At 72.1% G+C, this 12,731-nt stretch carries 12 protein-coding genes; 9 read left to right on the top strand and 3 right to left on the bottom strand.

Going from position 1 to position 12,731, the window contains the following annotated elements; genetic code table 11:
• The first annotated feature begins 36 nt into the window (after positions 1–36).
• The 6 genes from glnII to ACZ7L0_RS08810 all read left to right on the top strand — a co-directional run bounded on the left by glnII (position 37) and on the right by ACZ7L0_RS08810 (position 6,755).
• Complete coding sequence (glnII, locus tag ACZ7L0_RS08835; protein WP_471241730.1) at positions 37–1,065, top strand: glutamine synthetase; 1,029 nt, start codon at positions 37–39, stop codon at positions 1,063–1,065.
• A 322-nt stretch (positions 1,066–1,387) separates the two neighbouring features.
• Positions 1,388–1,957 (top strand): winged helix-turn-helix domain-containing protein, encoded by a 570-nt coding sequence (locus ACZ7L0_RS08830; RefSeq protein ID WP_471241729.1) that lies wholly within the window; start codon positions 1,388–1,390, stop codon positions 1,955–1,957.
• 61 nt (positions 1,958–2,018) lie between these two features.
• The gene (locus ACZ7L0_RS08825; RefSeq protein WP_471241728.1) at positions 2,019–3,038 is read left to right on the top strand and encodes an NAD-dependent epimerase/dehydratase family protein; all 1,020 of its coding nucleotides are present in this window, start codon (positions 2,019–2,021) and stop codon (positions 3,036–3,038) included.
• 52 nt (positions 3,039–3,090) lie between these two features.
• Positions 3,091–4,365, top strand: a complete 1,275-nt coding sequence (locus ACZ7L0_RS08820; protein WP_471241727.1) for a sensor histidine kinase — start codon at positions 3,091–3,093, stop codon at positions 4,363–4,365.
• A complete protein-coding gene (locus ACZ7L0_RS08815) occupies positions 4,350–5,006 on the top strand; it encodes a LuxR C-terminal-related transcriptional regulator (RefSeq protein WP_471241726.1) in 657 nt (218 codons plus the stop codon). Before ACZ7L0_RS08820 ends, ACZ7L0_RS08815 begins: the two co-directional genes overlap by 16 nt.
• A gap of 183 nt (positions 5,007–5,189) precedes the next feature.
• The gene (locus ACZ7L0_RS08810; protein WP_471241725.1) at positions 5,190–6,755 is read left to right on the top strand and encodes a DUF1996 domain-containing protein; all 1,566 of its coding nucleotides are present in this window, start codon (positions 5,190–5,192) and stop codon (positions 6,753–6,755) included.
• A 106-nt stretch (positions 6,756–6,861) separates the two neighbouring features.
• Here the strand turns inward: ACZ7L0_RS08810 and ACZ7L0_RS08805 are convergent, their stop codons facing one another.
• Positions 6,862–7,257 (bottom strand): hypothetical protein, encoded by a 396-nt coding sequence (locus tag ACZ7L0_RS08805; protein ID WP_471241724.1) that lies wholly within the window; start codon positions 7,255–7,257, stop codon positions 6,862–6,864.
• Positions 7,258–7,373: 116 nt separating this feature from the next.
• Here ACZ7L0_RS08805 and ACZ7L0_RS08800 point away from each other — a divergent pair, with 116 nt between their 5' ends.
• The 3 genes from ACZ7L0_RS08800 to ACZ7L0_RS08790 all read left to right on the top strand — a co-directional run bounded on the left by ACZ7L0_RS08800 (position 7,374) and on the right by ACZ7L0_RS08790 (position 10,652).
• Positions 7,374–7,901, top strand: coding sequence for a tetratricopeptide repeat protein (locus ACZ7L0_RS08800; RefSeq protein WP_471242195.1), 528 nt, complete (start codon positions 7,374–7,376; stop codon positions 7,899–7,901).
• A 50-nt stretch (positions 7,902–7,951) separates the two neighbouring features.
• A complete protein-coding gene (locus ACZ7L0_RS08795) occupies positions 7,952–9,877 on the top strand; it encodes a hypothetical protein (RefSeq protein ID WP_471241723.1) in 1,926 nt (641 codons plus the stop codon).
• Positions 9,878–9,962: 85 nt separating this feature from the next.
• A complete protein-coding gene (locus ACZ7L0_RS08790; RefSeq protein ID WP_471241722.1) occupies positions 9,963–10,652 on the top strand; it encodes a TetR/AcrR family transcriptional regulator in 690 nt (229 codons plus the stop codon).
• A gap of 4 nt (positions 10,653–10,656) precedes the next feature.
• Here the strand turns inward: ACZ7L0_RS08790 and ACZ7L0_RS08785 are convergent, their stop codons facing one another.
• Positions 10,657–11,019 (bottom strand): 5-carboxymethyl-2-hydroxymuconate Delta-isomerase, encoded by a 363-nt coding sequence (locus ACZ7L0_RS08785; protein WP_471241721.1) that lies wholly within the window; start codon positions 11,017–11,019, stop codon positions 10,657–10,659.
• Between the two features lie 32 nt (positions 11,020–11,051).
• A complete protein-coding gene (locus ACZ7L0_RS08780) occupies positions 11,052–12,677 on the bottom strand; it encodes a SpoIIE family protein phosphatase (protein WP_471241720.1) in 1,626 nt (541 codons plus the stop codon).
• Between the last annotated feature and the right edge of the window lie 54 nt (positions 12,678–12,731).

The raw sequence follows: 12,731 nt of genomic DNA, 5'->3' as shown, positions 1-12,731 counted from the left end.
AAGTGCGCCTAGACCCACCCCCGAAGGATGTGGCCCGTGAGCTTCAAGGCTGAGTACATCTGGATCGACGGCACCGAGCCGACGGCCAAGCTGCGTTCCAAGACGAAGATCATCGCGGACGACGCCAAGGGCGCGGAGCTTCCGATCTGGGGCTTCGACGGGTCCTCCACCAACCAGGCCGAGGGTCACGCCTCCGACTGCGTGCTCAAGCCGGTCTTCTCCTGCCCCGACCCGATCCGCGGCGGCGACGACATCCTCGTGCTGTGCGAGGTCCAGAACATCGACTTCACCCCGCACGCGTCCAACACGCGCGCCGCGCTGGCCGAGGTCGCCGAGCGGTTCGCCGCGCAGGAGCCGATCTTCGGCATCGAGCAGGAGTACACCTTCTTCGACGGCTCCCGCCCCCTGGGCTTCCCCGAGGGCGGCTTCCCGGCCCCCCAGGGCGGCTACTACTGCGGTGTCGGCGCCGACGAGATCTTCGGCCGCGAGATCGTCGAGGCCCACCTGGACAACTGCCTGAAGGCGGGTCTGGGCATCTCCGGCATCAACGCCGAGGTCATGCCCGGCCAGTGGGAGTTCCAGGTCGGCCCGCTCGCCCCGCTGGAGGTCGCCGACCAGCTGTGGGTGGCCCGCTGGCTGCTCTACCGCACCGCCGAGGACTTCGGCATCTCCGCCACCCTCGACCCCAAGCCGGTCAAGGGCGACTGGAACGGCGCCGGCGCGCACACCAACTTCTCCACCAAGGCGATGCGCGAGGGCTACGACGCGATCATCACCGCGTGCGAGTCGCTCGGCGAGGGCTCCAAGCCGCTCGACCACGTCAAGAACTACGGCGCCGGCATCGACGACCGCCTCACCGGTCTGCACGAGACCGCCCCGTGGAACGAGTACTCCTACGGAGTCTCCAACCGCGGCGCCTCGGTCCGCATCCCCTGGCAGGTCGAGAAGGACGGCAAGGGCTACATCGAGGACCGCCGTCCCAACGCCAACGTCGACCCGTACGTGGTGACCCGTCTGATCGTCGACACCTGCTGCACCGCCCTGGAGAAGGCCGGCCAGGCCTGATCCGCCGTATGTTGCCTTCAGGGGCGCCCGCCGTCATGGCGGGCGCCCCTGCCGCTTGTTGTCCGAGGAGTGAGAGAAGGCTCCTGTCACAAGCGCATGTCTGCTTGAATAAGCACATGGCCGGCTTCCAGAAGTACCCCGCGACAGGTCGCCATGACCTCGAGCCCTTCTGGCCTTCTCGTCAGCACCACGACTTCGACCGGGTGTGTTGCCGCGCGACGAACGCGCGGGCCCTCTAAAGCCGTACACCCCGGCCTTCGGCCAGCGCGACACGACGTACGTCCTCCCCGACGACCTCCTCGCGCGAAAGAGCTGACCTCTCATGGCGACCACTCGTTCCCTCTCCACCGCCACCGCCCCCTCCTCCCACACCGCCCGGCACCGGTTGCGCGCCGTCGACCGGGACGAGGTGGTGGACGTCGCGGACTTCCTGCCGCCGGGCGCCACCTGGCTGCCGGCGCCGCAGCACACCCTGCCCACCCTGCCGGGCCAGCCGCCGATGATCGGCTACCTGGTGCTGGTCCCGGCCGACCAGCAGCCGCCGTTCCTGCCGGTCGCGGTGCCCGACCAGCCCGAGCCGGCCGTCCACACGGGCGCCGAACCGCTGGTGCGGATCGACACCGTGCAGCGCACCGCGAGCGTGAGCGGGCGCGAACTCGACCTCACCTACCTGGAGTTCGAGCTGCTCGCGCACCTCGTGGCGCACCCGAACCGGGTCCACACCCGCGACCAGCTGGTCACCACGGTGTGGGGCTACGGCCACGTGGGCGACGGCCGCACGGTCGACGTGCACATCGCCCGGCTGCGCCGCAAGCTCGGCGCCGAGCACCGCGGGACGATCCAGACGGTGCGCCGGGTCGGCTACAAGTACACCCCGCCGACCGGCCGCTGACCTTTCTGCCCATGGCAGAGCACCGTTCCCTCCCGCGGGCGGACCGGGCACAGTCACCGGTATGAGACTTCTGGTGCTGGGTGGTACGGAGTTCGTGGGACGGGCCGTCGTCGAGGCGGCCCTCGGGCGCGGCTGGGATGTGACGGTCCTCAACCGGGGGCGGCACACGCCCGTCCCCGGGACGCGCTCGCTGGTCGGCGACCGCACCGCGCCCGGGGGCCTCGGGGCGCTGGCCGACGGCGCGTGGGACGCCGTGGTCGACACCTGGTCGGCGGCGCCCCGCGCGGTGCACGAGGCGGCGCGGCTGCTGCGGGGCCGCGCCCGCCGGTACGTGTACGTGTCGAGCTGCTCGGTGTACACCTGGGCCCCGCCCGCCGGGTACACCGAGGACGCGCCCCTGGTCGAGGGCGCCGAGGCCGACGCCGAGCAGACCGAGTACACGCAGGACAAGCGGGGTGGCGAGCTGGCCGCCGTCGACGCCTTCGGGGCGGAGAACTCGGTGCTCGTGCGGGCGGGGCTGATCCTCGGCCCGTACGAGAACGTCGGCCGGCTGCCCTGGTGGCTGACCCGGATCGCCCGCGGCGGCCCCGTCCTGGCGCCCGGACCGCGTGACCTGCCCCTGCAGTACGTCGACGTCCGTGACCTCGCCGAGTGGATCCTCGGGTCGGTGGAGCGCGAGCTGAGCGGCCCCTACAACCTGATGAGCCCTCAGGGCCACGCCACGATGAGCGAGTTGCTCCAGGCCTGCCTGAGGGTCACCGGAGCGGCGGCGGAGTTGCGCTGGACCGAGCCGGAGGTGATCCTCGGCGCGGGCATCGAGCCGTGGACGCAGCTGCCGGTGTGGGTGCCGCCGGGCAGCGACATGCACGACGCCCTGCACGCCGCCGACGTCTCACGGGCGGTGGCGACCGGGCTGGCCTGCCGGCCCGTGGAGGAGACCGTCGCCGACACCTGGACGTGGCTTCGCGCCATCGGCGGCACGGCGCCCCAGCGGCCCGACCGGACCCGCAAGGGCCTGGATCCGGAGGTGGAGGCGAAGGTGCTCGCGGCGGCCGGGGGTGTATCTGACACCACCCCCTGACGGGGGGCTTCAGGCCAGTGCCCCCCGCCCGTGACTCGGCCAGACTGGCGTCATGGACACCAACACGAAGAGCCGGAGCGCAAGTTCGAGAGTGCGGGAGACGGCGCTCACCGCGGTGCGGGGGCTGGCGCTGGCCGTGGTGTCGCTGCCCCTGGCCGTCCTGTGCTTCACCCTCTCCGCCGTCTCGATCGCACTCGTCCCCATCGGCATCGGCCTCGTCACCACTCCCTGGGTGCTGAAGGGGGTGCGCGCCGTCGCCGACTGGCGGCGCGTCCTGGCGGCCGAGTGGTGCGGCATACGGATCCCGCCCGCGTACCGGCCGATCCCCGAGGACGCCAACCCCTGGGGACGCACCTTCGCGCTGCTGCGCGACCCGGCCGTCCTGCGGGACCTGCGGTGGCTGCCGGTCGACATGACGGTCGGCTTCCTCACCGCGCTGCTGCCGGCCGCGCTCCTCCTCTACCCGCTGGAGGGGTTCACGCTGGCGGCCGGACTGTGGCGGGCCGTGAGCGGCCCGCACGAGGCGTACTGGTACGGCTTCGTACCGGTCGGCAGCCAGGTGACCGCGTTCGCCGCCGCCGCGCTGGGCGCGGTGATCCTGGCGGCGGCCGTCCCCCTCGCCCCGCTCCTGCTGACCGCCCACTTCCGGCTCACCCGGGCCGTGCTCGGCGCCGGCCAGGGCGAACTGGCCGAGCGGGTAAGGGTGCTGACCGAGACGCGCCGCGACGCCGTCGACACCTCCGCCGCCGAACTGCGCCGCATCGAGCGGGACCTGCACGACGGGGCGCAGGCCCGGCTGGTCGCCGTGGGCATGGACCTGGGCACCGTCGAGATGCTCGTCGACAAGAACCCGGCGAAGGCCAAGCAGCTCCTCGCCCAGGCCCGCCAGTCCTCCGCCGACGCCCTCTCCGAGCTGCGCGACCTGGTCCGCGGCATCCACCCGCCGGTGCTGGCCGAGCGCGGACTCGGCGACGCCGTACGGGCGTTGGCACTGCGGCTGCCCATCGCCACCGAGGTGAACGTGGAGCTGCCCGGCCGCGCGCAGGCCCCGGTGGAGTCGGCCGCGTACTTCGCCATCAGCGAGGCGCTCACCAACGCGGTCAAGCACTCCGGCGCCGACCGGATCTGGGTCGACCTCCACCACGCCGAGGGCATGCTGCGCATCACGGTGACCGACAACGGCAAGGGCGGCGCGCTGGTCGGGGCGGGTTCCGGACTCTCCGGGATCGAGCGGCGACTGGGTACATTCGACGGCGTACTGGCCGTCAGCAGTCCCGCGGGCGGCCCCACCATGGCCACCATGGAGATTCCGTGCGCGTTGTCCTAGCCGAAGACCTGTTCCTGCTGCGCGACGGGCTGGTCCGGATGCTGGAAGCCTACGACTTCGAGATAGCGGCGGCTGTCGAGTCCGGGCCCGAGCTGGCCCTGGCGCTCACCGAGTTGAAGCCGGATGTCGCCGTGGTCGACGTCCGGCTGCCGCCCACCCACACCGACGAGGGGCTGCAGTGCGCGCTGCGGGCCCGCCAGGACCGGCCGGGGCTGCCCGTACTGGTCCTCTCCCAGCACGTGGAACAGCTCTACGCGCGCGAGTTGCTGGCCGACGGCAGCGGCGGGGTGGGATACCTGCTCAAGGACCGGGTGTTCGACGCGGAGCAGTTCGTGGACGCCGTACGACGGGTGGCGGCGGGCGGTACGGCGATGGACCCGCAGGTGATCCAGCAGCTGCTGTCCCGGCGGGCGGCCACCGCCGACCAGCCGCTGGGCCGGCTGACGCCCCGCGAGCGGGAGGTGCTGGAGCTGATGGCGCAGGGCCGGTCGAACGCGGCTATCGCCGCCCAGCTCGTGGTCACGGAACGGGCCATTGCGAAGCACACCTCCAACATCTTCACCAAACTGGGACTCGAGGTGTCGGACGACGACAATCGGCGCGTCCTGGCGGTGCTGGCCTATCTGGACCGGGATCGCTGACCTTCCCGGATTTATCTGCAACTTCTGCTGCTCAGAGGGGGGTTGGGAGCAGATGGCGCAGAGAACCTCTGATGAATTTGTGAGACGGCTGAACACCTCTGGGGCCGGGCCCGTATGGAAAGGCGCCGCTTCACTCCTGTCGGGCGCCTCGATGCTGCCCCGCAAGGAAGTCAGAGGAGTTCCATGGGACGCAACACACGCAAACGCCGTACGCCGTTGGCCACGAAGGCCATTGCCGCATCGGCGGCCCTAGCGCTCGGTGGGGGCGGGCTGATCTGGGCGAATTTCTATGCTTCGGCGCATGAGTCGAACGACTCCGCGCAGAATCAGACGAAGGCCGCAGCCGCGCAGGTGGCGACGATCTCCTGCCCGGACGTGGGCCAGAAGCTGACGAACGTGCCGAACGCGGCGCGCTCCGGCGTGGCGAAGGAGGTGGCGCTCCTCGACAAGCAGATCACCGAGGCCTACGCCCGCCTCGCCTCCACCCGCCAGGCGCAGACGAACGACGCGAGCTTCGTCCAGAACGCGATCGTCGGGCCGCTCAAGGAGAAGCGGGCCGCGACGATCGACCGGATCAGGATCGACATCCAGCGCGTCGGGGGCACCTTCAACAGCGCGCTGTCGCAGCTCGCCGCCTGCACCACGCAGACCGCCAACCAGACCACCGCCGGTGGTCAGCAGAACAACGGCGGCCAGCAGCAGAACGGTGGTCAGCAGCAGAACGGTGGTCAGCAGCAGAACGGCGGCCAGCAGCAGAACGGCGGCCAGCAGCAGAACGGCGGCCAGCAGCAGGGCAACGCCGGGCAGCAGCAGGGCAACAACGGCCAGGCGGGCAACGGCCCGACGGCCGCCGACTTCGTCGACATCACCAAGGTCCAGGCGAACGTCAAGGCGAAGCCGCAGAAGAACGGCAACGCCTCGCGGGGCACGTTCACCACCAACTGCGGTGTGAACGCGAACAAGAACTTCAACACCGACAACGTGATCGTGGCGCCCGGCGTGACCAACGGCGCGCACCACCTGCACGACTACGTCGGCAACCAGAAGGTCAACGCGTTCTCCAGCAACCAGACGTTCCTGCAGGGCGGCACCAGCTGCTCGAACAAGAACGACCTGTCCTCGTACTACTGGCCGGTCGTGCGTATCCAGAACGGTACGCAGGACTTCGACCAGAACAAGGACGGCGGTGGCAAGGAAGGCAACGTCGGCAAGATCCTGACCCCGGCCAAGGCCGAGATCAAGTACGTCGGCAGCCCGACCAGCAAGGTCGTCGCGATGCCGCAGTTCCTGCGCATCATCACCGGTGACGCCAAGACCACCACCAACGGTCTGGCGAACGCCAACGCGCACTGGAGCTGCACCGGCTTCGAGAACAAGGTCCAGCTCACCGAGCAGTACCCGATCTGCCCGCAGGGCAGCCAGGTGGTCCGTTCCTTCGCCTTCCAGAGCTGCTGGGACGGCAAGAACGCCGACAGCGCCAACCACCGCACGCACGTCGCCTTCGCCGACGCCAACGGCAACTGCGCCAACGGCTTCAAGGCGATCCCGCAGCTGACGATGCGCCTGGTGTACAACATCGCCCCGCCGACCATCCAGAACGGTGTGGTGAAGAACGCGTACGCGGTGGACGGCTTCCCGGAGCAGCTGCACAAGGCTGCCACCGACCACGACGACTTCATCAGCGTCACGACCGGCAACCTGGCGAACAAGATCGCCAACTGCATCAACTCCGGTCAGAAGTGCCAGTGACCCACTGAGGTGGGCCATTGAAGAAGGCCGGTGGCGGGTCCCTCCCGCCACCGGCCTTCGCCGTGTGTGTGCGCGTGCCGCCGCCGACCCGCCGTCAGCCGCGGTGCTAGCTGTGGTCCTTGTGGTGCGTCCCGATCTCCACCTCGCCGCCCAGCGTGCCGCGCAGCGCCTTGACCACCCCGTCGTCGCCGACGGCGACCCACTTGCGGCCCACGAGGTAGTAGCCGCCGTAGTCCTTGGCGTCGTTGATCCACTCGCGCTGGCCACGGTCGGTGGCGAAGGTGGCGAGGATGAACTTGCCGTCGGTGTTCTTGCAGATGGCCTGCCGGATCTCGTCGGCGTCCGTCTGGATGTTCGGCGAGCACTTCACCTCGGCGGCCAGGCTCTCCAGGCTGCCGGTGGCCGTGGCCGGCACCGACTTCGTGTCGTCGCCGGATCCGCAGCCCGCCAGCGCCAGTACGGCGGCGCCCACAAGGGCGGCCATCGGTCGCGTCAACCTCATCTGTTCCTCCGGTCCCGTCGGGCAAAGCATGCCGCAGAGAGCCCCGGCGAGGGGCCCCGGCCTTCGATACGGCCCTCGTGCGCGGTGTACTCAAATCAGCTGTCGTGTGCGCACACCTGTGCGAGGGTGAGCCGGTGAACCAAGACTGGGAAGACCGTGTGAGCGCCGCCTGGGCCACCTTCGACGACTGTCCCGAGGACGAGGCGGAGAAGTTCCGGGCCGTGATCGACGCCCTGGCCGCCGAACTGCCCGAGGGCAGCCCGCTGGGCCCCTTCGAGCGGGCCTGCGCCTGGGACTCGACCGGCCACTCCGACAAGGCGGCGCCGTTGTACCGGGAGGCGCTGTCCCTCGGGCTCAGCGAGGTCAGCGGCTACAAGGGGCGCCGGGCCAAGATCCAGATGTCCAGCTCACTGCGGAACATCGGCCGGGCGGAGGAGGGCGTCGAACTGCTCACGCCCGAACTGGACGCGCCGTCGGACGAGTTGGACGACGCCGTGCGCGCCTGCCTCGCCCTGTGCCTGTCCAGCCTCGGCCGGGACCGCGAGGGCCTGTCCCTCGTCCTCGGCGCCCTGGCCCCGCACCTTCCGCGCTACCAGCGGTCGATGGCCAACTACGCGCGGGCCCTGGTCGAGCCGGAGGCATGAGTCACCCGGACGGCGGGTGACCATCGAACGTTTCGCTCGTTCTTCCGGACGTGCAGTCACAGGATGTAGCCCAGCGTCACACGCCCGCCTCCTCGGCCGCCGGCCCGGTCGTCGACGTCGAGCAGGCCGAGGCCGCCCTCGTCGAGCACTACCCGCGGCTGGTCCGGCTCGCCTATCTGGTGCTGCCGCCGGGCCTCGGCCGGAGCAGGCGCGTCCTGTCCGCGCACGCGCTCACCCAGCGCGCCCTGCCCCGGGGCCGCAGGTCGTCGTCCGTGATCCCGGCCCAGGCGACCAGCCACGACGGCGACCCGGGGTACGCCTTCGTCCGCCTCCAGGTGGTGCGTACGGCCCTGGAGGCGGGCCTGCCGCTCAGGCGCAGGGCGTGGCCCACCCGCTCCCAGCTGCCGCCGCTGCTCCCCCACGTGTGGGGCCTGCGCCTCTTCCCGCGCTCCGGCGGCGCCGACGAACTCGCCCTGGACCAGCGGCTGGGCACCCTGTCCGGCCCGGGCCGTGCCGCGTACGTGCTGCGCGGTCTGGAGACGCTCCCCGACGCCGACGTCCGCGCCCTGCTGGCGGCGGCGGGCGTGCCGGACCCGGACGCGGCGCTGCGGGAGGCCGACGGCGTCCCCGCCCAGTACCCGCTGCTCGCCTCCTCCGAGTTCGACCCCTGCTCGCTCCAGGCCCGGCCCACCGACCTGATGCGGCGCAGACAGCAGGGCAAGGCGGCGCTCGCGGCTGCGGTCGCGCTCGCGGTGTGCGGCGCGCTGTTCACCCTGCCCGACGACGGCTGGGGCCCCGACGGCGCCGCCGCACCCGCGTACGCGAAGAACCCGGCGGCCGAGGCCGCCCTGGACCCCGGCCGGCTGACCCGGGCCACCCCGACCGCCTGGCAGAACGCCGCCCGCACCGGCTTCTCCGTCTGGCCCGCGCGCGGCGCGCTCATCGGCGACACCGCCCTGCTGCGCCGCGCCCTCGCCGTCTGGGCCCGCCCCGGCGAGACGGTCCGCGTCTCGGCGACCCCCGGCACCCAGACCGGCGGCCCGGCCGGACCGCCCCAACTGCTGTACGCGGGCCCGGTCGACAACACCCGTGTGGTGATCCTGTACGACGGTCTGCGCATCGCCCGCTACGCGGAGCCGAAGGAGGGCACGCAGGGCGCCGCGCTCGACTTCGCCCGGGTCGACGGGGCCACCGGGGCGGAGGCGAGCGCGATCGTGCTGGGCCGGTCCGACGGCAACGTCCGGTATCTCACCGCCCCCTGGGTGGAGGAGGCCGCCGAGCGGGACCTGCTGAAGCCGGGCGCCGGGGCCATGAACCTGAACCTCACCGACGGGGTCACCGCGCCGATGGCCAGCTCCGCCGTGCGGTCGGGCAGGTGCACCTCGTGGAACGTGCTCCAGCTGACCGACGCCTCCGGCACCCGCCTCGCCACCGACCTCGGGGAACTGGTCCCGGCCCGGCTGACCGAGGGGCGGCCCGGCAAGGCCGGTGAGGCGGCCAAGGCGCAGGCGCTGCGCACCTGGGCCCCGTTCGCCTGCTCGCTCACCCTGGAGCGCGCCGCGGGGGTGCGCAGCGTCAACGCCTGGGCCTTCGCCGACCAGCCGCTGCCCGACGCGAGCGGGAGCGGCACCTGGGTGTGCACCCGGGCGGAGACCTGGCGGGGCACCGGGACGACGGTGCTGGCCCAGTTCCAGACGCCGGGCGGGCGGTACGGGGCGGTCGCGGCCAAGGGCGCGGACGTGACGGCGTGCGCTCCGCGCGATCCGCATGTGCTGGCCGGGGTGTTGTGGAAGTCCGGCGCCGGGACCTGGTACCTGCTGGCCGCGGGCGACCGGGACACCGCGTCGATCCGCGCGACCGGCGGGGTCACCGCGTCCGCCGTGGGCACGCTGCTCGCCGTGGAGACCAAGCAGGGCTCCCGAGCGGAGCTGACGGGGACCCTGGACGACGGCACGGCGGTCAGCGGGCTGCACTAGACACCGCGTGCCGTCGGCACCGAGTGATCGTCCGTCGCTCGACATGGGAACGTCCGCGGCCGGATTCGATCGGTAAGGTGTTCGCATGAGTACCGGGGTTCGCCGCAGAATGGGCGTCGAGGAGCGGCGGCAGCAACTGATCGGCGTCGCCCTCGACCTGTTCAGCCGACGCTCGCCCGACGAGGTCTCCATCGACGAGATAGCGTCGGCGGCCGGCATCTCGCGCCCGCTGGTCTACCACTACTTCCCCGGCAAACTCAGCCTGTACGAGGCCGCGTTGAAGCGTGCCTCGCAGGATCTGGCGGGCCGGTTCGCGGAGCCGCTCGACGGTCCGCTGGGCGCCCGGCTGCTCCGGGTGATGCGCCGCTACTTCGACTTCGTGGACGAGCACGGACCCGGTTTCTCGGCGCTGATGCGCGGCGGTCCGGCGGTCGGCTCCTCCACCACCAACGCGCTCGTCGACTCCGTACGGCAGGCCGCGTATGACCAGATCCTTTCGCATCTGGGCGTCACCGATCCGCCCGCGCGACTGGAACTGGTCATCCGCTCCTGGATCTCGCTCGCCGAGTCGACCGCCCTGATCTGGCTGGACGGCCGGCGTATCCCGCGCGCCGAGCTGGAGGTGCAGCTCGTGCATGACTTCGCCGCCCTGGTGGCCGTGAGCGCCGCCTACGACGAGGAGACGAGCCTCCTTCTGCGCGGCATGCTGAAGGAGGAGTCGGCCGGCGGCCCGTTCGGTGATCTGGCCACCCGGCTGATCGCGCTGGCGTCCTGAGCCGTCAGCGCTCGAACTTCCGGTACGAGGCGTCCAGATCGCGCACCTCGGCGGAGGCGTGCAGGACGAAGCCCTCGTCCGCCACATGCTCGCGCAACAGCTCCAGGACGGTCTCGGTCAGCCTCACCTTGGTCTCCTCGGTGCGGCCGGCCAGCAGACCGATCGTGACGTGGACGATCGCGTGGTGCTGGTCCTCGGGGTCCTCGTAGCCGAACGCGGTGTACGCGCCGGGGCGGAACTGGGTCTTGCAGGCCTCCGGCTTCGCGGCCGCGATCTCGACCGTCGCGGTGTGCAGGGCGTGGGCGAAACCGGCCCGGTCGAAGGCCGGGGCCATCACGGCGGAGTAGTCGACGGTGATCTGCGGCATGGGCACTCCTGTTCTAGGGCGACGAGGTCACCCTATTCCGCGAGCCGCAGCGCCAGCATCGCGATGTCGTCCTCCCGGTCGTGGCCGAAGCAGTCGAGGAGTGTGTCGCACAGCGCGCCCACGCCGGGCGGGGCATCGGCGGCGGCCGTGCGGAGGTGGGCCATCGAGACCGACAGGTCCGTGCCCCGGGTCTCGATCAGACCGTCGGTGACCATCAGCAGCCGGTCGGCGGGCCGCAGCACCAGCTCGGTGGGCTCCGGCCGCTCCAGCCCGAGGCCGAGCAGCGGCCCGTTCGCCGCCACATATCCGGCGTCGCCCCCGGCCCCGACGACGAGCGGCGGGATGTGGCCCGCGTTGGCGACCCGGACGCGCCCGCTGTCCGGGTCGACCAGGGCCAGGCACACGGTGACCGTGACGTCCGGGTGGTGGTGCTGGAGCATCCGGTCGAGCCGGGCTGCGAGCACCCGCGGGTCGCTGTCCTCGACGCAGTAGGCGCGCAGCGCGTGCCGGATCTCCACCATGACGGTGGCCGCCTCCAGCGAGTGCCCGGCGACATCCCCGACCGCGGTGAGCACCCCGGCGCCGGTGCGCAGGGCCGCGTAGAAGTCCCCGCCTATCTCGGTCTGCCGGGAGGCAGGCACATAGCGGACGACGACGTCGAGCCCCGGCACGGTCAGCTTGTCCGGCCGGGGCAGGAAGCTGTGCTGGAGGGTGAGGGCGACATGGCGCTCCACCTGGTACATCAGCAGCGGTTCGGCGGCCAGCGCGGTGTTCTGCGCGAGCCGGGCGAGCAGCGCGTCGTCCGCCGGGTCGGCGCCGGGCGCGCGGCGCACCGGGGTGGCGAGGCAGACCGGGGTGCGGGTCGCGCCGGTCTGGGCGAGCACGAGCCGGGCATCGTCCTCGGCGCCGGGCCGGAAGAAACCGGCCGGCCACAGCGGCGCGGGCACGACGGCGGAGTGCGGCCCGCTCCGGCCCTCGGCGAGCCGGGTGATCAGCCGGGCCACGGCGGCGTGCGCGGTGGTGTCGGGCAGGGCGAGGACGCTGCGGTTGCGGGAGGTGCCCCGGTACAGTTCGCCGTCGGCGCCGACCACGAAGGCCAGGGCCGGGGTGCCGGTCAGCCGGGCGGCGCCCTCGGCCGCCGCGTCGGCCAGTTCCGCCGGAGAGCGCGCCGTCTGCACGGCGACCGTGGCCTCGGACAGCAGCGTCATCCGGCGCACCAGCGTCCCGGTCCCGGTGTGCCGGCGCGCTCCGCGCACCGCGGCCCGCACGACGGCCTGGATCTCCTCCGGCTCGGCGGGCATCGTCAGATACGCGTCGCCGCCCGCGTTCAGCCCCCGGCAGCGGTCGCCCGGCGCCAGCGCGGCGGCGGAGAAGTGCACCACGGGCAGGGTGGCCATGGGCGGCTGCGCCTTGACCCGGCGGCACAGTTCGAAGCCGGTCATGTCGGGCAGCCCGACGTCGACCAGGGCCACGTCGGGCAGGGCGTCCTCGCGCAGCCGTACGTCCAGTTCCACCAGGGCCTCGCCGGCGCTGGCCACCGGCACGACCCGGTGGCCGGCCCGGCGCAGCACCGCGCCCATGGCGTACCGGCTGGCCGCCACGTCGTCGACGACCAGGACCGTGGTCTCGGTGTGCCCGCAGATGCCGATGCCGTCCATCTCCGCATACTCTCGATACGGCGAAGTGAGGCGGACCCCGCCGAACGGAGTCCG

The sequence above is a fragment of the Streptomyces sp. NPDC039424 genome, from assembly GCF_055639495.1.
Note: the sequence above shows the minus strand (reverse complement) of the source record. Positions and strands in the feature narration are given on the sequence as shown.